Annotated in this window: 23 protein-coding genes and 2 pseudogenes; 13 read left to right on the forward strand and 12 right to left on the reverse strand. The window is 61.2% G+C overall.

Annotation, left to right across the window (positions count from 1 at the left end):
* Positions 1 to 84 precede the first annotated feature (84 nt).
* Positions 85 to 228 carry a helix-turn-helix domain-containing protein gene (locus JKG68_RS33795; protein ID WP_246515847.1) on the reverse strand — a complete coding sequence of 48 codons (144 nt, stop codon included), beginning with the start codon at positions 226 to 228 and terminating at the stop codon, positions 85 to 87.
* 706 nt (positions 229 to 934) lie between these two features.
* Here JKG68_RS33795 and JKG68_RS25320 point away from each other — a divergent pair.
* Together JKG68_RS25320 and JKG68_RS34315 are read left to right on the forward strand one after the other, a co-directional pair.
* A complete protein-coding gene (locus JKG68_RS25320) occupies positions 935 to 1900 on the forward strand; it encodes a DMT family transporter (protein WP_202064283.1) in 966 nt (321 codons plus the stop codon).
* An 879-nt stretch (positions 1901 to 2779) separates the two neighbouring features.
* Positions 2780 to 2911: a hypothetical protein gene (locus JKG68_RS34315; protein ID WP_281399218.1), complete on the forward strand. Its 132-nt coding sequence runs from the start codon at positions 2780 to 2782 to the stop codon at positions 2909 to 2911.
* Positions 2912 to 3195: 284 nt separating this feature from the next.
* Here the strand turns inward: JKG68_RS34315 and JKG68_RS25325 are convergent, their stop codons facing one another.
* Positions 3196 to 3972, reverse strand: coding sequence for a MetQ/NlpA family ABC transporter substrate-binding protein (locus JKG68_RS25325; protein WP_202064285.1), 777 nt, complete (start codon positions 3970 to 3972; stop codon positions 3196 to 3198).
* Positions 3973 to 4267: 295 nt separating this feature from the next.
* On the opposite strand from JKG68_RS25325, the pseudogene JKG68_RS25330 reads away from it, so the two are divergent.
* The 3 genes and pseudogenes from JKG68_RS25330 (at position 4268) to JKG68_RS25340 (ending at position 7042) form a co-directional block, all read left to right on the forward strand.
* A pseudogene (locus tag JKG68_RS25330) lies at positions 4268 to 5653 on the forward strand (LLM class flavin-dependent oxidoreductase).
* A 65-nt stretch (positions 5654 to 5718) separates the two neighbouring features.
* Positions 5719 to 6195, forward strand: a complete 477-nt coding sequence (locus JKG68_RS25335; RefSeq protein WP_202064288.1) for a flavin reductase family protein — start codon at positions 5719 to 5721, stop codon at positions 6193 to 6195.
* 154 nt (positions 6196 to 6349) lie between these two features.
* Positions 6350 to 7042, forward strand: a complete 693-nt coding sequence (locus tag JKG68_RS25340) for a CYTH domain-containing protein (RefSeq protein WP_202064291.1) — start codon at positions 6350 to 6352, stop codon at positions 7040 to 7042.
* A gap of 85 nt (positions 7043 to 7127) precedes the next feature.
* Here the strand turns inward: JKG68_RS25340 and JKG68_RS25345 are convergent, their stop codons facing one another.
* Positions 7128 to 7337, reverse strand: coding sequence for a cold-shock protein (locus tag JKG68_RS25345; protein WP_202064293.1), 210 nt, complete (start codon positions 7335 to 7337; stop codon positions 7128 to 7130).
* A 419-nt stretch (positions 7338 to 7756) separates the two neighbouring features.
* Here JKG68_RS25345 and JKG68_RS25350 point away from each other — a divergent pair, with 419 nt between their 5' ends.
* Positions 7757 to 7960: a hypothetical protein gene (locus tag JKG68_RS25350; protein WP_312890963.1), complete on the forward strand. Its 204-nt coding sequence runs from the start codon at positions 7757 to 7759 to the stop codon at positions 7958 to 7960.
* Between the two features lie 57 nt (positions 7961 to 8017).
* On the opposite strand, the gene JKG68_RS25355 is transcribed toward JKG68_RS25350, so the two are convergent.
* The 4 genes from JKG68_RS25355 to JKG68_RS25370 form a co-directional block, all read right to left on the reverse strand.
* A complete protein-coding gene (locus JKG68_RS25355) occupies positions 8018 to 8908 on the reverse strand; it encodes a LysR family transcriptional regulator (protein ID WP_202064297.1) in 891 nt (296 codons plus the stop codon).
* Between the two features lie 61 nt (positions 8909 to 8969).
* Positions 8970 to 9293, reverse strand: coding sequence for a hypothetical protein (locus tag JKG68_RS25360; RefSeq protein ID WP_202064299.1), 324 nt, complete (start codon positions 9291 to 9293; stop codon positions 8970 to 8972).
* Between the two features lie 193 nt (positions 9294 to 9486).
* Positions 9487 to 9786 (reverse strand): hypothetical protein, encoded by a 300-nt coding sequence (locus JKG68_RS25365; protein ID WP_202064301.1) that lies wholly within the window; start codon positions 9784 to 9786, stop codon positions 9487 to 9489.
* A 66-nt stretch (positions 9787 to 9852) separates the two neighbouring features.
* A complete protein-coding gene (locus JKG68_RS25370; RefSeq protein ID WP_202064304.1) occupies positions 9853 to 10671 on the reverse strand; it encodes a universal stress protein in 819 nt (272 codons plus the stop codon).
* A gap of 27 nt (positions 10672 to 10698) precedes the next feature.
* Between JKG68_RS25370 and JKG68_RS34880 the strand changes: the two genes are divergently transcribed.
* From JKG68_RS34880 to JKG68_RS25390, 5 genes are all read left to right on the forward strand, one after another.
* Positions 10699 to 11109 (forward strand): MFS transporter, encoded by a 411-nt coding sequence (locus JKG68_RS34880; RefSeq protein WP_376773204.1) that lies wholly within the window; start codon positions 10699 to 10701, stop codon positions 11107 to 11109.
* The gene (locus JKG68_RS34885; RefSeq protein ID WP_376773205.1) at positions 11070 to 11228 is read left to right on the forward strand and encodes an MFS transporter; all 159 of its coding nucleotides are present in this window, start codon (positions 11070 to 11072) and stop codon (positions 11226 to 11228) included. The genes JKG68_RS34880 and JKG68_RS34885 overlap by 40 nt, the downstream gene beginning before the upstream one ends.
* A gap of 75 nt (positions 11229 to 11303) precedes the next feature.
* A complete protein-coding gene (locus tag JKG68_RS25380) occupies positions 11304 to 11510 on the forward strand; it encodes a hypothetical protein (RefSeq protein WP_202064306.1) in 207 nt (68 codons plus the stop codon).
* Positions 11511 to 11754: 244 nt separating this feature from the next.
* Entirely contained in the window at positions 11755 to 12120 is a 366-nt protein-coding gene (locus tag JKG68_RS25385; protein ID WP_202064308.1) for a response regulator, read from the forward strand.
* A gap of 14 nt (positions 12121 to 12134) precedes the next feature.
* On the forward strand, positions 12135 to 12683 hold the full coding sequence (locus JKG68_RS25390; protein WP_312890965.1) for a dienelactone hydrolase family protein: 549 nt from the start codon (positions 12135 to 12137) through the stop codon (positions 12681 to 12683).
* Positions 12684 to 12872: 189 nt separating this feature from the next.
* Here JKG68_RS25390 and JKG68_RS25395 read toward each other — a convergent pair whose 3' ends face one another.
* Positions 12873 to 13931, reverse strand: coding sequence for a class I SAM-dependent methyltransferase (locus JKG68_RS25395; protein WP_202064309.1), 1059 nt, complete (start codon positions 13929 to 13931; stop codon positions 12873 to 12875).
* 111 nt (positions 13932 to 14042) lie between these two features.
* A complete protein-coding gene (locus JKG68_RS25400) occupies positions 14043 to 15440 on the reverse strand; it encodes a Rieske (2Fe-2S) protein (RefSeq protein ID WP_202064310.1) in 1398 nt (465 codons plus the stop codon).
* 322 nt (positions 15441 to 15762) lie between these two features.
* Between JKG68_RS25400 and betA the strand changes: the two are divergent.
* Together betA and JKG68_RS25410 are read left to right on the forward strand one after the other, a co-directional pair.
* Positions 15763 to 17429: pseudogene (gene betA / locus JKG68_RS25405) on the forward strand (choline dehydrogenase).
* Positions 17430 to 17797: 368 nt separating this feature from the next.
* Positions 17798 to 18376, forward strand: coding sequence for a CYTH domain-containing protein (locus tag JKG68_RS25410; RefSeq protein ID WP_202064315.1), 579 nt, complete (start codon positions 17798 to 17800; stop codon positions 18374 to 18376).
* A 141-nt stretch (positions 18377 to 18517) separates the two neighbouring features.
* Here JKG68_RS25410 and JKG68_RS25415 read toward each other — a convergent pair whose 3' ends face one another.
* From JKG68_RS25415 to JKG68_RS25425, 3 genes are all read right to left on the reverse strand, one after another.
* Positions 18518 to 18721 carry a hypothetical protein gene (locus JKG68_RS25415; RefSeq protein ID WP_202064316.1) on the reverse strand — a complete coding sequence of 68 codons (204 nt, stop codon included), beginning with the start codon at positions 18719 to 18721 and terminating at the stop codon, positions 18518 to 18520.
* A 157-nt stretch (positions 18722 to 18878) separates the two neighbouring features.
* Positions 18879 to 19115: a hypothetical protein gene (locus JKG68_RS25420; RefSeq protein ID WP_312890964.1), complete on the reverse strand. Its 237-nt coding sequence runs from the start codon at positions 19113 to 19115 to the stop codon at positions 18879 to 18881.
* A gap of 301 nt (positions 19116 to 19416) precedes the next feature.
* Positions 19417 to 19626 (reverse strand): cold-shock protein, encoded by a 210-nt coding sequence (locus tag JKG68_RS25425; RefSeq protein ID WP_202064324.1) that lies wholly within the window; start codon positions 19624 to 19626, stop codon positions 19417 to 19419.
* Positions 19627 to 19969 lie beyond the last annotated feature (343 nt).

Below are 19969 nucleotides of genomic sequence, written 5' to 3' on the forward strand. Positions count from 1 at the left end.
CTCGCTTCGCAGCACCGCCGGGTAGCAGCGGTTGCTGGGCCTGCCGCGCCGGCGCGACACCAAGGCCGCCGGACCGCTGGCCTGCTAGACCTTGAGCAATCGGAACACCTGGCGCCGTGTGATCCGCAGCAACTGAGCGGCCTCGCGCACGGTAATCCGCTCCGCCACGACGTCCCGCAGAATGTGAACCCGATCGATCTCCGGCTGGCTCATCCCGATCACCGTCATCAGACCCAATCTCCCCAGCACCATCACCCAGGGAGAGTGACATTTGTAACGGGGAGAGGAGTGACCTTTCTAACGGGGCTCTACAGCCCAAGCAGCGCCCGACCCTGATTATGGCTCCTAATCGTGACGTGGCCCTCGCGAAGGCTTATGAGTGGATTGATCTCCAGCGTTCATCTGACAAGAAGCCAGAATGCCCTATCGCCTGATCCAGCTCGCCCCGGCGCCTATGACCTCCTCCTGCATGATGCCGTCGTTGCCAGTGTGGTCAGGAATGGCTCGCGACCGCCGTACACCTGGACGGCCGAGCTGCTAGAGGATCTGCCGCGAAGCAGGAGACCTTTGCCGTTCCGGGAGATCGAGCATGACTTCCCGTCCCTGGATGAGCTGTGTGCCCGGCTTGGGTGCTAGACCGTGAGGACCAACAAACGTCATAACACGGCTCAAGGCTTGTGAGGATCTGCTCCGGCTACGCTGCGAGCGTTCAGATCCTATAGGGTAGCACTGAGGTCATTCCAGCACCCGTGCAGTTCGACAAGCTTACAGACATCGCCGCAGCCGCAGGGCAACTCCCCATGCGCCAGGCGCGGGGGTGCTCCGCGCAAAGACCCGAGTTCAGTTCACGCAACTTTCAGCAGTGTCGGTTACTCCTACTGGCTCACCAGAGAGCGTGAAGCCCCATGCTCTCGCCGAGACCTTCCAAGCACCCATGAGCCCTCCTCCTTCCGCTGTCACGGATTGCCCCTCCGTCGTCGACGGCGCTCCTGCACGAGCAAGTGCAAGGAGCGGTGCTCCTATCAAGGACGCGACCTTCGCCGCCATTGGCCTAGCTCTCCTGTCGACCGTGTTCTTCCCCATAGGCGATGTGGCCGCGAAGGTTCTGACAGGCACCCTGCCTGCCATCGAAGTCACCTGGCTGCGCTACGTCGTGTTCTGCCTGCTGGTCGTGCCGACGGTCTTCGTCGCCCGTAGCGCGAAGGCGATGCACACGCCGCGCCTGCGCCTGCAGATCATCCGGGCGCTGGCGGTGGCCGGCTCATCTGTCCTCTTCATCCTGGGGCTGGGTCACCTCCCGGTGGCCGAGGCAACAGCGATCAACTTCATCTCACCGATCTTTATCACCGCCCTTTCCATCCCGCTTCTTGGCGAGAAGGTAGGCATCCGGCGCTGGGCCGCAGCAGCGGTGGACTTTCTTGGCGTGATGCTCGTGGTCCAGCCCGGCGGCTCGGCCTTCCAGGTGGCCGCCCTGTTGCCGATCGGCGCGGCGCTTGCCTGGGCTGTGGCTGCCATCGCCACCCGCCTGATGAGCTCTGAACAGCCTGAGGCAACCTTGGCATGGTCGGCTGTGGTGGGTCTGATTGCCCTGACAGCCTTCGTGCCGTTCCACTGGCGCACACCCACCGCGGGGGAGATCGGCCTGGCCGTGCTGATGGGCACCTTCTCGACCATAGGCCACTGGCTCATCATCCTGGCCTACCGCAAGGCCGCAGCGTCCACCATCGCCCCGTTCTCTTACATCCAGCTACTGTTCGCCGGTCTGCTCGGCTTTGGCGTGTTCGGCACCGTGCCGGGAGCCATGACCCTCGTCGGCGGGCTCGTCATCGCAGCGAGCGGTTTGTACACGGCCCATCGGGAACGCATCAGGGCCAAGGAGGCGAGGCTTGCCGCTGCCTGAGTTGGACGCCCTTGAGCTGGGGTTCACGGCAGCGAAGGCTGTGATCGCGAGGTTTGATGCGACGGAACGGTCTGTTACAAGGGCGAGCCTGCCCTGAGGTCCGACGAAGAGCTCGGGAGGGCAGTACATCCGTGCCTGTCCCGGGGCTCGTCGACAGCTGTCGTTGATAGGCAGCTGAGGTGAGAGTGAGCTGATTGGCCGGCCGGTCAAGCCCTGTAGGAAGCGCCCCAGCTGAGGCGCTGTCTAAAACCTCGCCCAGGGCGCTGGTGTGCCAAGGGAATGGCGCACATCCTGAATGTAGGCTGCCGAGAGGAATCGACAATCCCGCACTCCAGTCATACGGCGGGCGTGGCTCAATGACATGAGCATGCGAAGAGCGGCAGCGTTCCCGCATCACATGACGTAATTTATTGGAATGACCAATACTCAGATCTTCTCCTTTCTGGTGATGCCCTTCCTGCTCGTCCTGACCTGCAGCATAGTGTTTTTCAGCAGTCGGGAAATTAAACCCCGGAAACCCGCAGACCCACCCGAGCCTGTGACCAGGCCAAACTCCTACACGCGTAAGCCACGCAAAAAGATTAACGTCAGCCAAGCAGACTGATGCGACAGAGGATTAGGCGCGCTTCGTCCAGCTCCCGGCTCTTGGCGCTGTCACCACTGGAAGGCATGCAGAATCATGCCCGTGTCTGAGGCCAGGCTACTTCTGATCCTCATGAGCTGAGACGGTTGACGATCCGCCGTATCAAGGCGAGCTGTGTGTCCCGCCGGTTACAGACATCAGCGTGAAAATCGGACAGATGAACTCCCGCCAAACAGCGCGATAACTCGTCCCTTTGGCGCTTTTCAGAACCAGCCAATTTCCTGAAAGTATTCACCATGCGCCAGACAAAACTTGCAGTACCTGATTTTTATCAGGTATCAGCGCCGACGTTCACGGCAGCGGCTATCAAATTTATCGCCTCTCTTTCTGCCCTGATCGGTATCAGCCTCCTGCTGGCTGGCCTCTAAGCGCGCATCATCCGGTGTCTGTGCCCTTTCAGGTACAGCCATAAGCTCGTTCCTCGGGCATTCTGGTCGGGTCCATGAAGGAGCGGCTGGGGGGCTGGTCCTCTCTGGAACTCAAGCGCCTCCGCCACGCGGGGCGCTTCTCTTTGCCGGGATTGGCTCCGGCCGCTCGGAACCACTTTCGATTTCTCTCTTGAGGCTGCGCCTTGGATTTGTGGCAGGGTGGACGCACGCCACCCGCTTATGGGAGAGGCCCACCGCGTGCGTACGTATCGCCTGTTGCTCGCCTACCAACCAGCAATAACGGCCCCCTTAAAGCGCTTATCGATGAACTCCTTCACGTTGGGAGACTGGAACGCGGCCACCAACTGCTTGACCCAAGGCTTATCGACGTCCTGACGACGGACCCCGACCTCACAGATATAGCGGGATTGCGGCCCCTCCCTTACCAGAGAATCAAGAGGATTCAGCCCTGCCTGAAGGGCATAGTTCGTGTTCACGTCAGCGGCATGAACATCATCGAGGGATCGTGCCAGCTGCGCTGCTTCCAGTTCGATGAACTTGATGTTCTTGAGGTTTTCGACAATATCGAATGGAGTGGCCTTGAAACCCGCATCAGGGCGGAGCTTGATCAGCCCTGTGGTCTCAAGAAGCAGAAGTGTGCGCGCCTCGTTGCTGGGATCGTTTGGGATCGCAACCGTGGCGCCGGCCGGGATCTCGTTCACGCTCTTGTAGCGCTTGGAGTAAAAAGCAATCGGAACCAGCACCGTCTTGCCAACAGGGACAAGGTCATAGCCACGAGCATCAATCTGGGCCTGCAGAAAGGGCTGGTGCTGATAGGAGTTGGCGTGCAGGTCTCCAGCCGCAAGGGCGGCATTCGGCCCGACGAAGTCACTGAATTCCACTGACTCGATCGTGAGCCCCTCGCGCACCGCATTTGCCTTGGCGATGTCGAGGACCTCTGCGAAGGGACCTGCTGTGACACCGACCTTGATCGTTTCTGCCTGAGCGCCTGCAAGGGCAAACAGTGAAAGGCACGAGGCAGCAAACAAGCATCGCAGCATGGTAATTCCCTCTGGGTTTGAATGCCTCTGCGCGGAAGGGCAGGGGCTTTCATGGTAGTCTGGTCAGGTAGCTGTTTGCTTTCAAGAACTCGTTCTCCATAAAGAACAAATTTCATCCTTGAGCGCAGAAGCCTGCGAGGCAAGTTCAGCTTGTCAGATGCTGTGGCCGTGAAATTCGACATTTCCGAAAGCATGAGGGATTAGCAAACGCCGGACGAGTTCTATACAAAGAACGAATGCTTGCCGGGATGTCCAAGTTCCAGCCCAAAATATAGCTAGCCCAACAGGGGTTCAGATGAAGAAGCAGATCCGCCTCAATGCCTTCGACATGAACTGTGTGGGCCACATCCAGCACGGCCTGTGGACCCATCCGCGCGACCGCTCAACGGCCTACAACACAATCGAGTACTGGCAGCATCTGGCCAGGACCGCAGAGCGCGGCCTGTTCGACGGCATCTTTCTGGCCGATATTGTTGGCGTCTATGACGTCTACAAGGGCAGCCCTGCGCCTTCACTGGAAAACGCCGTACAAGTGCCCGTCAACGATCCGCTGCTCGTCGTTCCAGTTATGGCCGCAGTGACCAAGCACATCGGGTTCGGGGTCACTGCCAATCTCACCTACGAGACGCCCTATCTCTTTGCTCGTCGCATGTCGACGCTGGACCACCTCACGGGTGGTCGCGTCGGGTGGAACATTGTGACGGGCTATCTCGACAGTGCTGCTAGGTCCATGGGCTTCAAGGCCCAACGGGAGCATGACGACCGCTATGATGTGGCCGATGAGTTCATGGAAGTCATGTACAAGCTCTGGGAGGGTAGCTGGGACGGCAACGCGGTCGTGCGGGACCGGGAGCGGCGTTTCTATGCCCGTCCTGACCGGGTGCACCGGGTCCAGCATGCCGGTCGTCACTACAACGTCGATGCGATCCATCTGTCGGAGCCATCGCCTCAGCGGACGCCCGTGCTCTATTAGGCCGGTGCTTCAGCACGAGGCAAGGACTTCGCGGCCAGCCATGCGGAGTGCGTCTTCCTCTATGGGCCGAACAAGGAGCACACGCGCAAGGCCGTTGAGGATGTGCGACAACAAGCTGCCAAGTTGGGCCGTGATCCGAACGGCGTGCAGTTCTTCCTGGGCCGCGCGATTGTTGTCGGGCGCACCCGCAAGGAGGCAGAGGAGAAGTACGAGGAGTACCTCAGCTACGCGAGCGCCAAAGGCGCACTGGCGCACTTCTCGAGCACGGTCGGCATCGACTTCTCGCAGTATGATTTGGATGAACCGCTCCAGTACCAGAAGACGGACGCGATGGCGTCGATGCTTGAGGCCTTCACCCGTGACACCTCGCAGGTTTGGACCCTACGCAAGATCTTCGATAAGGGACTGGGGGCTCGCAACCCGCCTCTCATCGGCTCCGCCGAGGAGATTGCCGACGAGCTTCAGTCCTGGGCTGAGGAGGCAGGCGTCAACGGCTTCAATATCAGCCGCGTGGTTACGCCGGAAACCCTGGAGGACTTTGTCGATCTCGTCGTGCCGATCCTGCAGGAGCGTGGAGTGTACAAGCGCGACTACGCTGACGGCACCCTGCGCGAGAAGCTGTTTGGTCAAGGGCAGGCGCTCCTGCCTGACACGCATCCGGGTGCCTCGTATCGCCGGCTCGGGCAGAGCTTGGACGCGGCCGAGTAGCAGCGGCTGCAATGCCACGCCAGGGCGAATAACCGATGGTACCGTGCGATGATTTTAAGCAGGCCATGCGCCACTTGGCCGGCGGGGTCACCATTATTGCAACAGAGTACGAGGGCCGTCGAACCGGCCTCGCCGCCACTGCCGTCTGCTCCGTCTCGGCAGATCCGCCGACGATCCTGATCTGCATCAACTCCGGAGCAAGTGCCCATGAACCAATTCGCGAGAGTGGGCGGTTCTCCGTCAATCTGCTGGCGAGCGGCCAAGACGATATCGCACGGCGGTTCTCGGGCGAAATGGGGATCAAGGGCGAGGAGCGGTTCACTGCTGGAGCTTGGGCTCCCCTGGTGACTAGCGCGCCGGTTCTCGAGAGTGCTCTGGCTGGTCTCGACTGCCGTGTGACCGAGATTGTACGGATGGCAACGCACAGTGTGTTCTTTGGAGCGGTGGTGGGAGTTGACTCCAGGACAGCAGCGAAACCTCTGATCTACGCCCATGGGACGTATGGCACCTTCTCGCCGGACGGTGCAAGACTGTGGTGGTGAGATCCGTTTTCAGGTATTCAACGAGCTGTGCGACGCTCCTGCATCCTGTGGCGGAGGTGTTGACGAACCATCTTTCCCTCTCAGCTGTTACGCTTTAACCTAGCGTCAACCAGGCTGATCTGTCCGTCTTCCTCTGTTGTGGAAAGCTATACAAATGAGCACCACCCGCGTCTTTCTGCTCGCCTCCTCCCTGGCTCGGCTGATCGAGAAGGAGAGGGGAGGTCATCGGATCCAGCAGGGCTACTTCCCGGATCGGCCTGACCGAGGCACCCATGTGCAGGTGGAAGAGCATACAGGTCAGCTGATCCTGGCCACCAATGGACCAGACGGTTCTGTCCACGAACCCACAGACATTCCGCTCTCGTACGCTGAAGCTCTGCTCGAACTGGCTCCCGGGCGGGTCGAGTACCTGGACATCAGCTTGAACATCGGCACCCATACGGCTGCGATCCTCCGTTTCATCTCTCCGGGACCGCTCGATCTGATCACCGTGGCATTTGAGCAGGACGGGCAGGCGCGAAACTTTCAGCCGCTGCCTTGGTTTGGTCCGGAGGTCACCTCAGAACCAGTCTACCACACCCGTTCCATTGCCATGACAGGACTGCCTACCGTTCCCGAGGTGGAGGCCAACAACGCCGCTCTCGACAGCCTGCTGGACACCTTGGACAACGGGTTGGGTGGACAGCAGAAAGTGCAGCGTGCCCGAGCCGAGCAACTGATTGCTCCTCAGCCGAGGGCTTCGATCCCTTTTGAGGTGAGTTCAGAAGATGAGGACGACACCGACGACCTTGCCATTGAGGACAGTGTCATTCGGGAGCTTGCCCGATCATTGCGCCCGCGGCGCTGACACTCCCAAAAGCGTTCGTCCTTATGGGACGGTGACGAGACCGTCCCTGGCGCGCGGCCTGACAGGTTATCCCGTGCTGCCTTGATCAGGCGGTCTTCAGATTAACAGCTGACTCTTTGCCGGAGCGGCGGTCCGCCTCGACCTCATAGGTGATCTTCTGGCCTTCCGCCAGGCTACGCAGCCCGGAGCGTTCAACTGCACTGATGTGCACGAACACGTCCTTGCCGCCGTTATCTGGCTGAATGAAGCCGTAGCCCTTGGTCTCGTTGAACCACTTCACCGTTCCTGTTGCCACGAAACTCCTCCCTCTGTTGTTTGAACCGTGAGAGCCCGCACCCACCTTCCTGGTCGCGTTCGCTTAAGGCGGTGCAGCGTCTCACATCAACGATACTGTATCCGCTCAGCCGATGCGATCAAGTCAATCTGGTTTGGAGTTGGTACGGCGCAGATTGCCGGGAATCCATGCAGGGGTCATGGGCACCTGAGCAAGCCCTGAGTGGAAGCCTGTGGCTGCATCAGTTGCTCACGACACTCTGCACGCACTCGCAGCTGAGGCTTTCCAGGGGCAGTCGCGATCATTGCCCATCTGTGCTTTGCCACCCATAAAGCGGCTGGTCAGCACCATAACTGGCCTGCGTTCAGCATCAACAGTGAGACCGCGAATAGATGCCCTACCAACTTATCCAATTGGCTCCCGGCAGCTATGATCTACTGATGGGCGGCGAGATCATTGCGAGCATTGTCCGGAGCGGCGCGCGGACCGACCAGGTCACGTGGACCGCAGAGCTTCTGAACGATCCCGCGCCAGGGCAGTGGCCTCTGCCTTTTACCCAGGTTGAACATACGTTCAAGACCCTCGAGGAGGTATGCGCCTGGCTGGGTAACCCCGAGATCAAGCCGTTGCGGCGCACTGAATAGACGTTGTGATCAGCCCATCTCGCGCTGTCACAGAAGCGGCTCCTGATGACTTGCGCTCTAATAGGCCCAGCTTTGCGCCTTGGCCGCCAGAAACTCCCGGAACACCTGAAGCCGGGCGACCGAGCGCACCTCCTCGGGAAAGACCAAGTAGGAGTCGAGTGTCGGCATCTCGATGTCGCGCAGAACCTGTTTCACATGTGGGTTGTTGCTCATCGCATAGTCCGGCGCCATGCCAACGCCAGCTCCTGTCTCAATCGCGCGCCGCAGCGCAAGAGTGTCATTGACAACCAATCGGCCTAAGCGCGGGTCCTTGGGAGGACGTCCCCAAGTCGCCAGCTGATGAAGCTCAAGAATGAAGGAGGGCTGCTCGCCACCGAGGCTGATGATGCGGTGGTGATCCAAGTCCCCTACCGCCTGAGGCTCACCGAACTTCTCGATGTAACTATGGGCGGCATAGGCATGATAGTGGATCGTGAACAAGCGTCGTTGGATCAGGTCCGGTTGGGCCGGTCGCCGCAGCCGGATGGCAATGTCCGCCTCCCGCATCGCCAGGTCTAACTCGTCAGGGGTGAGGATCAGCTGGATGTGCACCTCGGGGTAAAGATCGAGGAACTCTGTTATGCGCTGAGCCAACCAGATACCGCCAATCCCGACAGTGGCTGTGACCTTGAGCTCGCCGGCTGGCCGCTCACTTGTGTCGCTGAGCCGCTGGCGCGCTCTCTCGAGGCGCAGGTGCATGTCTTGAGCTGCCTTGAAGAGCACCTCGCCGTGCTCTGTCAGAATGAGACCACGGGGGTGACGGTGGAACAGCGGAACCTTCAGGTCCTGCTCAAGCGCACTGATCTGACGGCTGACGGAGGACTGGTTGACGCCGAGCTTGTTACCAGCCCGCGTGAAGTTGCCCGCCTCCGCCACTTCGTAGAACAGCCTGATCTTGTCCCAGTCCACCGCAGAGCCCTCACATGAGAGGCTTGGTACTGCACCTGGGAGGCCTACGGCAAGTCAACGTTCAGCGCGGGAGCTTGGCTGCAATCTCCGGCCGGTTCTCTCCAAGCCACTGTGTGGCATCGGCCGAGTCGACGGCACAGTCGAGTGCCGCCCAGGTCGGGTCCTCCAGCGACTCCTCCCGCAGCCGGGTGGCCGCATACTTAATCAGCTGGTGCAGCCCTTCGTAGCCAGGACGGGTCCCAAGGGCGTTGGCAATCCAGACGCTGGACCAGCCCTGCGCCGCAAGGTGCTGAATGCTTTGCAAATCAGCCTCGCGAAACCATGGCGTCGCATCGAACTCGAGAGCCAGGGCATTGTCGGCGGTGTGGCATGAGGCCCGGATCATCACCTGCCTCCCAGATCAACTTTCGTAAGCTCGACTCTACCATACTCCAGCACCAGGGCTGAGTCTCCCCTGCCGGTCCATCCGAAGCCAGATGACCTATCGCCATTATTGACGATATAGCATAACGGTACGTCGGTTTGACCAAACCCGGCTGATCTGCACTGTAGTACTGGGCTGGAGGGAAGCCTGAAGCTCATCGAGGAACCGTACTGGCAATCCGAGCGGCGGCTTCTGGGCTGAAGCCTACTTCAATCAGCTCTTCCTCAAGGTCATCAAAGATGGCTGGATCAAGGATGATCGAGCCAGCCTCCGCTGGTCCTGAAAGAGGCGTCTGCTCGTTGCGCTCCAGTGCGCTTGCGCCATCACCGATGGGCATTGTTGTTACGCGAACGGCCCGCTCCCCAGCCTCGCTCTCATCATCACTGTCATAGACTTTGACCACGACCGGACGTCCTTCGACCTCTGCGTCAAAGACGGTCTTCCACTCGCCCATGTTCTCCTCCGGATCAGCTCTGTTCCATCGTCTCACGGGCAGAGACGTGCTTGCCCTGCATGCAGATCAATGAGCCATCAGCACGGGAACCGTCATGGTTTGAAGGATCCTGCGGGTCGTGCCACCGAGCACGATCTCCCGCAGTCGCGAGTGGCCATAGCCGCCCATCACGATCAGATCAGCCTCGCCATTGGCTGCATGGGCCAGAAGCGTACCGGCAACACTCCCCTGGTCGCGCACGAGGTGTGCCATATGAGCCTCAATGCCGTGGCGGGCCAGATGGCGCACCAGGTGACTGCTGTCCCGGTTCCGATCTCCTCTAACTTCACCAACCGTCACCACCTCAACCTGCTCGGCCAGGGCGAGCAGGGGCAGGGCATCGGCGACGGCCCGAGCCGCAGGGCGGCCCTCGTCCCAGGCGATGAGGACGGTCGTGACCTGAAAGGGGCCTTGGCGGAAGGGCACGATTAACACCGGTCGCCCTGACCCGAACAGAACCGCTTCGATGAGGTCGGCTGTCTCTGCTCCCGCAGGATCAGGTTGCTGGAGCACAGTGACATCGAAGTACCGAGCCAAACGGCTGACCTCGCCGCACGCATCTGCCGTGGAGAGGTCAAGCATCACCGTCTCGACGGTGACACCCATCTCTGTTGCTCTCTTGGCAAAAGCATCCAGAGCGGCACTTGCCGTGGTCTCCAGGTCTTCGCGCATGTGCTCGAGAAGATTACTGGGCAGTTCCGAGCGGATGAACGCGGGCAGGCTGGGAGCAGCCCCTAACGACGTGACCGTCAAAGCGGCGCCACTGAGCCGAGCAAGCTCCAGGGCATAGTGCTCCCCCGGTTCGGTGTCTTTGCCGATTACAAGCAGCAGGTCTTTGAGGGGCATGTCCGCCTCCTCTCAGCAAGGTGCGGGATGGCACTCCGGGGGCACCAGCTCACATCCAATGATAGCACAGCCAAACATCAAGGCCTATCTGTGCCCGCTTGCTGCTATCTCCACGAGATTCCAGTGTACAGTGGGGCTGCTGAGCGACGTAGAGGCGGGGGCTCTCTGATCTGCCTGCTGAACCGTTTGCTCGTTGGAGGCTACCGTTTCCCGCACTCAGAGTCCCATGCCCGTCCGTCACCCTTTTCGCCTCTCCGGCATGGCGCCCTCCGGGCGGTGTGGCTCGCTTTCCTCATTGCCAATCTCGGTGGGCTGATCCAGTCCATAGGTGCCGCGTGGCTGATGACGTCGCTGATAGCGCAGGTCTTTACGATCACGGTCTCGGCGGTGTTGGCGAAGTGCACCTACTTTGGGCTGATCCCCCCTGGAGCCTGCTGATTTTCACATTCCTGATCGGCTGTGGCACTGCCGTTAACAACCCAGATTGGCAAACCTCCGTTCGAGACATGGTACTCCGTCAGGATTTGCGCGTTCCCGTGCTGGCGCAGCTCGCATGACGTGTGGCCTGCCGTCGTGTGTGGGGGTATGCTTGTGCTCAAGCAATGGGTAAGCTCGTACGGAGGCGGTTTCCTATGTCAGGCCATGCAATCCACATCAAGATCGATGGGCGAACCTACGCGGGCACTTATCAGGTCGACCGCAAGATCCTTACCGTCACAACCCCCTACGGCCGGAAGTCGGCTGAGATTTCGCCAAGGGTGGCACACGATACTCTGGCCCACCAGCTTCTGCAGGAGCTGGTCCAGCAGGAAAAAGCCCGCAAGGGCTCAACCCTTTGAGCCTGCACAACCTCGGCCAGCCATGGGATTTCGCGTTCGTGTCCGGCGGGCTGTTCGTCTTCGCTCATGCTCTTGCCAGGCATTCCCGCGACGTGTTTGAGGCCGCCCTGCAAAATGACCTCACGTGCGGCACGGGTGATATCCCCTTCTTGTGGGAGCGGGATTTCCGTTCCGCTGAGTCCCAAGCGTGCAACTGCGCCGAGCCGTTGCGGTTGACTTGAGAAGCATCGCAAGGGGCCTCATCATGCTCAGCGGCATCCGGGTCCTGATCGTCGAGGATGAAGCTTTGGTGGCCGCGACTCTGTCCGACGTGGTGGAGAATGCTGGAGGCGAGATAGTGGGCGTGGCTCGCACCGTGAGCGAGGCCCGCGAACTGATCAGGCGGCTCACCTTCGACGCAGCGGTGCTGGACCTTCATCTGCCTGACGGCGACGTCACGCCGGTTCTGGAAGCGATCCACGCCCGCCGGGCCCCCACCATTGTCTACAGCGGTGACGAGGTGCCGGAGAAGGTCAGGGCGCGACACCCCGAGCTCATAGCACTTCGGAAACCGGTTCTCCCGGGCCGGCTCATGGCCGAGATCCTCCGGGCGCGGAGAACGGGCCTGTAGTCCGCGCCGCCTTCATCGCCGACATGTATGGTGACGCCAAAACGGCCGACAACCCGAAGGACGCCGGCGCGCTCTCCGGCTCCGTAATGAAGGACCCGAAGGTGATGGAGGCGCGCTTCAACGCCGCGCAGGCCCAACTCGCCGGACATGCCTCGGTCGAAGCGCGCATCGCGGCCCTGGGCTACTGCTTCGGCGGGGCGGTCGTGCTGAACACGGCGCGCGCCGGGGCCGATCTTGCTGCGGTGGCCGGCTTCCATGCGTCGCTCGGCCTCAACACCCCCGCGCCAGCACCGGGCACAGTCAAGGCGAAGATCCTGGTCCTGAATGGCGCAGACGATCCCTTCGTAAAGCGCGAGCAGTACGAGGCGCTCAGGAAGGACTTTGACGCAGCGAAGGCTGAGTACCGGGTCATCGAATATCCCGGTGCGGTCCACGCGTTCACCAGCCCTGAGGCCACTGAGCTCGGCCAGAAGTTCAACCTGCCGCTCAGTTACGACGCACAGGTGGACCGCGAGGCGAAGGCCGAGGCGTTGAAGCTCTTCGGCGCCAACCTCCAGAAATAGCGGGCATCGCCAAGCGCCGCGGCATTGGCCAACGCCACGGCGCGAGGGCTCGTAGGATCTAAACGTCCACATTGGCGCAGTAAGCTGATCTTGGGACGACTGCTACTCACCACCAGCTCGCAGTTGACGATGCCATCGGCCACCATGGCCGGTTGATGGCAGCGGCCTTGTTCTACCAGTCCGGGAGGCTCAGTTGGAGCGCACGGCTGAAAGGAGGGCCGCGCCGGGCATGGTCTGGAGCCAGATCGGCCTCAGGGGGCTTAAGCCCGCAGCCCTCTGCCAATTGTGAACGGCCTCCACCGACCATGTTCCTGATGTGCTGGTCAGGGCGAAATACACATCCAGCACCGCTCCGAGACGGCGGCTGGGCTGGTCCGCGTCCGCCGGGGAGTCAATCCGCATCGCATCCATGACCAATAAGACTCCTCCCGGCCTGAGGGCGCGTGCCACCTTCTGTGCCAGCCGAAGGTTCTGGTCGGCATCAAAGTGGTGAATGAGGTTGGCGATCAGCACGGCATCGCAGGTCCCAACCCCGAGATCGTCCTCGAGCGCGTTGCCGGCACGATGGACCACCCGGTCTCCCATGCTCTCCCTAGCCAGGATCTCGACGGCGATCGGAATGGCCTCGGGCAGCTCCAGAACGGTTGCCGTCAATCCGGGATGGCGCCGGCAGAGCTCAACCGAATAGAAGCCATGCGAGCCGCCAATGTCGAGAAGGACCTCGGCCCCCTTCGGCACGGGAGCCCGTCGGGCCAGCTCCTTGGCCGGGGCGGTCGACAGGTCACGCATGCCCCACTGGTAGCGGCGCCATTCCTCAGGGCTGAGTGTCCGGTGCATGTCTCGGGCAGTACCGTCATAGAGCCACTGGTCGAAGCCTTCCGTCCAGCGCCATTCGATCTCCTGAAAGTCGAGCTTGTGCACGACAGTATGCGGACTGTCCGCGAGCAGCCACTTCCGCGACAATCGGTTGAGTTTATAGCGGCCGTCGCGGTAGCCCAGGTAGCCATGAGCCAGAAGCGCGTCGAGCACCTTCTCGGTCGCTTGAGGGTCTGTGCTGCGCGCGGCTGCGATCTCCTGGGCCGTGCGCCCGCCATCGTGCAGGGCCTCGAACAGGCCTGCCTTTGATGCAGCCATGATGATCCGGGCGAACTGAAATGCGGCCTGAGTGTCGGCCAGCGGCTTCGGGCCGAGGTTCAGCCGGAAGGCGAGCCGCTCCAGGAAAGTTTCCGCATGGGCGCCCAGTCGCATCGCACGGCACTCCTCAAGGCCCGCAGCTGACCTTAGTCGTAGCAATAATCGCACGCGGAGCGAAGGGGGCTGGAGGTTAGCGGCCTTGGTCCTCTAGGAAGGATGCGCCGCTTACCCTGCCAGGGCCACGATCCCTTGGGCGCCTTCGACCGGCAGCCGTGCAGGCGGCACATTCAGATAGCGCGACAGATAGACAGCCATGGCGCCGGGGAGAATGCCCCGGGTTGCCTCGGCCGCATCGTTTGGCAAAGCGCCGCCTGCCGCGATCCGCTTCAGGACCTGGTGAACGGCATTGCTGTAGCTGAACACGTGATGGGCCGTCTCCAAGTCGGCGTGCTCGTTGGCCATCCCGAACTGCGCCACCCGGCGCGCCGCCGCATACGCCAGGGAGAGCGACAGGTCGATAGGCGAGGCCCCAGCCCGGACAGCCGCCTTAAGGGCCTTTAGGATCACACTGGCCTCATCGCCCAAGAGTGCCTCGGCCAAGACGGCATGCTCCGACCAGGCCGCCCTGCCGCCCACGCCCGTAGACAGTCCCTGAAGCTCCCGAGCGGCCTCTTCACAGAGGGTGACTAGGTCAATCGGATGGCGCCAAGCCGTCGCTTCCTCGGCTCCCTGCGCCGACACCAGCTGGCCGATCACGCTCGGCAGGACCGCTGCCGCGTGCTCCCATCCGATCAGGTCCAGGCATTCGAAGGCCTTGTTGATGAAGTCGAGCAAATGTCCGCCATCGGCATAGACGCGATCCGCCGCGGCGGAGACCAGAAGGTCGGCCAGGGCCGCAGGCGACGCTCCGGTGGCAATCGCTGTGAGCAGGGTGCGCTCGACCGCCTCTCGGTGCCGCACCCGGACCCAACGCCGCAGCCAACGCTTGAGCACGGCCAGATCGGGATGACTGGCGAGGGGAGTGCGACCCCGACGCGTCGGCTGGCCCTCACAATCTGCGGCCACCCGGCCGGCGCCATGTAACAGGGCGAGGTAGGTTTCCTCCTCCGGCAACACCGGCAGCAGGTTGCCATAGGCTGTAAGGATCGTCAGGCCGACGCCCCAGCCGTCCCGGTTCTGGAGCCCGAAGAGCGCCACCTGCCGGATGATCTCAGGGACTGGCACGCCCGCCGCGAGTTGGCCCCGCACAGCCTTGGCGATGACTAGGTCGAGATTGTGGGCGAGGCCTTCCTGCAAGCGCCTGCGCCAATGACCGGTCGGGTCGGCATGGCCGAAGATGGGCCTTACCCACACCTCGCCGGACTCGCGGACCTCGACCGGGCAGGTCGGCACGTCGTCGGCCCAGAGATCGAAGGTGCAGCCGCTGGCGAGATCGAACCGGGCATGGTGCCAGCGACAAGTCAGGATCCCGTCCGCGATGCTGCCACGTTCCAGCGGGAAACTTATGTGCGGGCAACGGTTGTCGAGCGCGAGGACGGGTCCTTGATCGTAGACGAGCCGGCCCTTGGCCTTCAGTTCGCCGAAGCTGCAGGCCCGCACAAACTCCGAGGTCAGCGTATCCATCGCGGCCTCCATGCAGCAGCCGCTCGCCTTGTGGGTCCTGGTGAACTTTCACTGTGGACTATACCAGACCAGGCGCACCTTCGTCAGTCAGGCCGGCAGGACCATCAGGCATCGGCATGCTCAGGCGGAGCGAAGGCCCGCTGCAGCAGCACCATCCCAGCCTGATCGCTGATCCCATACTTGCCGTACCGGCCGCATACACAGCAGGATGATCTCAACCGGAAAGTGGCGGCGCTTGAAAGAGACAACAGAGTGCCCCCTGACCTTGCTGCTTGGGCCTACACTGCCCAGGTTGACGCAACAGTGCCGAATGGAGCCTTCCATGGCCTCACGTGATCTTGAGACGTTCGACTTTGTCATCATTGGAGCCGGATCGGCCGGCTCCGTGCTGGCCAACCGCCTCTCGGTAGACGGACACACCACCGTCTTGGTACTGGAGTTCGGCGGATCCGACCGCTCAATGCTGATCCAGATGCCGGCAGCTCTCTCGATCCCCATGAACATGGCCAGATATAACTGGCAGTACGAGACCGAACCCGAGCCGCATCTCAACGGCAGGCGCCTCCACTGCCCGCGTGGCAAGGTGATCGGAGGCTCCTCCTCGATCAATGGACTTGTCTACGTCCGGGGCAACCCGCTTGATTTCGAGCGCTGGGAGGAGGGCGCGGAAGGCTGGGGCTATCGGCACGTTCTTTCCTACTTCCAGCGTGCCGAGGCGCGACAGGAGGGCGGGGACGCCTGGCGCGGCAGTTCCGGTCCTCTTGCGACCCGCTATGGCCGGGTTGAAAACCCGCTCTACACGGCTTTTGTGGAAGCCGCGCAGCAGGCTGGCTATCCCGCCACGAAGGACATCAACGGGGAGCAGCAGGAGGGCTTTGGCCGGATGGACATGACCGTCAGGAACGGCGTGCGCTGGTCGGCCGCGGATGCGTATCTCAAGCCGGCCATGCGGCGCCCGAATTTGACCGTACGGACCTATGCCCTTGTTACACGCATTCTGTTTGAGGGTACCCGAGCCGTGGGGGTTGGCTACCTTCAGGCCAACACAGAGTACGAAGGGCGAGCCGGACGCGAGATCATCCTGTCAGGCGGTCCAATCAATTCCCCTCACCTGTTGAAGCTCTCCGGGGTTGGCCCAGCCGAGGAGTTGACGGCGCTCGGCATTGATGTGGTTCATCACCTGCCTGGTGTCGGCGAGAACCTTCAGGATTACTTGGAATTCTATTTCCAGATTGCCTGCACCCAACCGATCACCCTGTACTCTCAGCGGAGCTTGACCAGCAAAGCCCGGATCGTGGCCCGCTGGCTGATGCGTCGGGATGGGCTCGGGGCAACCAACCACTTCGAGACGTGCGGGTTCATCCGCTCACGGGCCGGCATCCGCTACCCTTATATCCAATACCACTTCCTGCCGCTCGCCGTAACCTATGACGGCAAAGGACTTGCATCCGAGCACGGCTTTCAGGCTCACGTGGGGCCAATGCGCTCCAAGAGCCGGGGCTTCGTGAGGCTTAAATCCTCCAACCCACGGGATTATCCCCGGATCCGGTTCAACTACATCAGCCATGAGGACGATTGGATCGAGATGCGGGCCTGTGTGAGACTGACCCGTGAGATCTTCGCCCAGACGGCTTTCGACCCTTATCGCGGCCGGGAGATCCAACCAGGAGCCCACGTCAGGACAGATGCAGAGATCGATGCTTTCATTCGCGAGAAGGTGGAGAGTGCCTACCATCCCTCCTTCTCCTGCCGGATGGGCCGGTCATCGAATCCGATGGCGGTCGTTGACCCTGAGACGCGAGTGATTGGATTGGAAGGCTTGCGGGTTGTCGACAGCTCAATCATGCCATCCATCACCACCGGCAATCTGAATGCGCCAACCATCATGATTGGGAGAAGGCGGCCGACCATATTCTCGGTCAGCCCCTCGCTGCAGCCTCGAACGCGCGCTATTACGTGGCGGAGAATTGGCCCACAGCGCAGCGTTGAGTGTCTGAGTTCCTACCTCGCAACGACATCAGGAGCGTCATGCCAGCCGCGTGAACTGCAAGTCAACCAAGCCAGCGCAACTGTGCCATCACGCCCCAGGCGAGCTGGACATTGGGTCAGACTAAAAGACTTTACCCGTCGAGTTTGGCCGCTCTTGTTACTGGCAAGGCTGATGAGCCTCGGTCTGGGGTCGGTTCTTTCTAGACCCTGATGGCCGGCAAAGGCCCGGCGCACAGCACCATTAACCTTAAGCCCAAGAACCTGAAGCAACCTTGGTGATCCTGCTTTCGCCCACTGCGTCTCCCTCATAGCCTGTTGGTCACTGGCTAATCCGCTGAAGAACCACTCCGATGAGGGAGCCGAGCCTGATGCCCATCACCCGCTGCTTCCTTCTGGCTTCATCTCTGGCTCGCCTGATTGAGAAGGAGAGGGGAGGCCATCGCGTCACGGAGGGCTACTTCCCCGACCAGCCCGGCCGGAGCACCTATGTGCGGGTGGAGGAAAGGATCGGCAGCCTTATCCTGGTTCGGCATAGTTCCGGCGAGCAGGTGGAGGAACCAGCCGAGCTGTCTCGCAACCAGACAGAGGCTCTGCTCGATCTGGCGCAAGGCGGCATTGCGTATCGGCGCATTCTCCTGAGCCTTGGCTCCCGCCAAGTGCAGGTCTGCCGCTTTACTGCGCCAGGGCCATTGGATCTGGTCTCGGTTGAGTTTGACCGGGACGAGCACGGGCGCGACTTTCAGCCATTGGACTGGTTTGGTCCAGAGATGACCGACGAGTTCGCTTATCAGAACCGGTCTCTTGCTCTTGCCGGATTGCCTGAAGCACCAGAGGTGGACGTCACGGACGCTGCTCTCAGCAGCCTCTTGGATTCGCTGGAGAACAGGTCTGGAACACAGCGTCGGCCGCAACAGCGCACCTGGATCAAAGAACGCGCAGCTTCCTAACCGGCGATGGTATCAGCGCTGGCTGAACCAAAATGTTCATACCCTCATCGAGCCTGAGGTTTCTAGGCGTTCACCAGGCAGGATTGTGATGTCTTACCCGTCTTCTACCAGATGGGAAGCATAAGGTGATATGATCTTGGACTATGTCCCCTGAGCGTGCTGCACCTTCTTGATGAGTTCCTCAAGCGCAGGACCAGGTCCCTCATCATGTTGGGTCAGATAAACAGCCGCTTTCCCCAAGCTGGTGAAGTCGGCCTGCTGAAAATCCTCGGGCGTGTACGAGACCAAGATCTCAAGCGCCAGATCTTCCGCCAAGGCTCGGATCAGCTCGACTTCGGGGGTCATGCTGGATCTCACGTTGTGCTGCTGCAGCTTACCAGCACCGTTCCACTCAGGCCAGTCCTCGTCAGATCGTACTAGCTAGGCAATAGCTCGCAGCCGGCCCGGATCCGCATGGTTTCTCCTCACCCCCGGAGCAGAGCGAGGTCTGAGCTGCTTTCGATCATGGTTGATCCTCGCCCGGATGGTGCCGGCAGACGCCCCGGGTGTGCTTCTCGATTGCCGCTAGGGCGGCATCAAGGGAGACAAAGGGGCCATGCTCGATGCCGGCCATGGTCTCCAGAGCATGGCCCTCTGGGTGGATTGTGAACTGCTGGGCGGGTGCTTCCGTAATCCGGCCCATGGGGCGCCCGAGCAGGTCCGTCAGGGTCCATGCCCTGCCGTCGTCGGTTGATGTCACGGTTATATCCAAGCGTGCCTCCGGTTCGTGCACGGCCCAGAAAACTGGATGAGCTGCCGGTCTCCCTACTAAGGCTTGCCAACGTGGTGTGTTCCCATGTGCTCTCAGCTTGGTTGGTGTAGCGCGGATGGGCGCCCTCCAGCCGCCTTCAGCTATGGAACAGCCGTGGCCCAGCTCACCATCGACCAGCGTGAGGCACTGCTGCTCGTTGCGCATAATGGGTGGCTGGTCCAAACAGTAAGCCGCCCCGTCAGGAGCGGCTTGAAGAGCCAGCACTCAGCTGACGCGATGACAGGCTCAATTAAGCCTTTTGCAGATTGGTTGCGGACTCTTTGCCGGTACGGCGGTCAGCTTCTACCTCGTAGGAGATCTTCTGGCCTTCAGCCAGACCACGCATGCCAGCCCGCTCAAGGGCTGTGGCATGAACGAAGACATCCTTGCCGCCGTTATCGGGCTGAATGAAGCCATAGCCTTTCGTGTCGTTATACCACTTCACAGTACCAGTCGCCATTGCATAGTCCTCAAGTCTCGTCAGGTGCGCTTCCGCAAGGTCATCCTGCCGTATCCGGCCACGAGGTCAAGCGTTTGATTGACGGTTCGATCTTCACTAACATCAAGCTACTTTCATCCACCAGTCCAGAGCCCTAGCTTCAGGGCAGCGTGACTCTGGAGCCGATCAGGCCAACTGAGAGGGACAACAAACCGGATAACCATTCTCTGCTAGGTGTTTGATCCCGGGGAGTGGTGGTACGATTGACCACCATTCTGCGAGGGAAGCGTTATGGGCCAAGTTCTTCACGGCAGCGCCACCACGACGGAGGCAGTCCGTCGCGCGATCCAGCTACGTCAAGAGA

The sequence above is a fragment of the Microvirga aerilata genome, assembly GCF_016743775.1.
Classification (GTDB): Bacteria; Pseudomonadota; Alphaproteobacteria; order Rhizobiales; family Beijerinckiaceae; genus Microvirga; species Microvirga aerilata.

Excerpts from the sequence above, each read along its gene's own strand:
- JKG68_RS33795 (WP_246515847.1), bottom strand. The coding sequence starts at position 228 with ATGACGGTGATCGGGATGAGCCAGCCGGAGATCGATCGGGTTCACATT.
- JKG68_RS25320 (WP_202064283.1), top strand. The coding sequence starts at position 935 with ATGAGCCCTCCTCCTTCCGCTGTCACGGATTGCCCCTCCGTCGTCGAC.
- JKG68_RS34315 (WP_281399218.1), top strand. The coding sequence starts at position 2,780 with ATGCGCCAGACAAAACTTGCAGTACCTGATTTTTATCAGGTATCAGCG.
- JKG68_RS25325 (WP_202064285.1), bottom strand. The coding sequence starts at position 3,972 with ATGCTGCGATGCTTGTTTGCTGCCTCGTGCCTTTCACTGTTTGCCCTT.
- JKG68_RS25335 (WP_202064288.1), top strand. The coding sequence starts at position 5,719 with ATGCGCCACTTGGCCGGCGGGGTCACCATTATTGCAACAGAGTACGAG.
- JKG68_RS25340 (WP_202064291.1), top strand. The coding sequence starts at position 6,350 with ATGAGCACCACCCGCGTCTTTCTGCTCGCCTCCTCCCTGGCTCGGCTG.
- JKG68_RS25350 (WP_312890963.1), top strand. The coding sequence starts at position 7,757 with ATGGGCGGCGAGATCATTGCGAGCATTGTCCGGAGCGGCGCGCGGACC.
- JKG68_RS25360 (WP_202064299.1), bottom strand. The coding sequence starts at position 9,293 with ATGATCCGGGCCTCATGCCACACCGCCGACAATGCCCTGGCTCTCGAG.
- JKG68_RS25365 (WP_202064301.1), bottom strand. The coding sequence starts at position 9,786 with ATGGGCGAGTGGAAGACCGTCTTTGACGCAGAGGTCGAAGGACGTCCG.
- JKG68_RS25370 (WP_202064304.1), bottom strand. The coding sequence starts at position 10,671 with ATGCCCCTCAAAGACCTGCTGCTTGTAATCGGCAAAGACACCGAACCG.
- JKG68_RS34880 (WP_376773204.1), top strand. The coding sequence starts at position 10,699 with ATGGCACTCCGGGGGCACCAGCTCACATCCAATGATAGCACAGCCAAA.
- JKG68_RS25380 (WP_202064306.1), top strand. The coding sequence starts at position 11,304 with ATGTCAGGCCATGCAATCCACATCAAGATCGATGGGCGAACCTACGCG.
- JKG68_RS25385 (WP_202064308.1), top strand. The coding sequence starts at position 11,755 with ATGCTCAGCGGCATCCGGGTCCTGATCGTCGAGGATGAAGCTTTGGTG.
- JKG68_RS25395 (WP_202064309.1), bottom strand. The coding sequence starts at position 13,931 with ATGCGACTGGGCGCCCATGCGGAAACTTTCCTGGAGCGGCTCGCCTTC.
- JKG68_RS25400 (WP_202064310.1), bottom strand. The coding sequence starts at position 15,440 with ATGGATACGCTGACCTCGGAGTTTGTGCGGGCCTGCAGCTTCGGCGAA.
- JKG68_RS25410 (WP_202064315.1), top strand. The coding sequence starts at position 17,798 with ATGCCCATCACCCGCTGCTTCCTTCTGGCTTCATCTCTGGCTCGCCTG.
- JKG68_RS25415 (WP_202064316.1), bottom strand. The coding sequence starts at position 18,721 with ATGACCCCCGAAGTCGAGCTGATCCGAGCCTTGGCGGAAGATCTGGCG.
- JKG68_RS25425 (WP_202064324.1), bottom strand. The coding sequence starts at position 19,626 with ATGGCGACTGGTACTGTGAAGTGGTATAACGACACGAAAGGCTATGGC.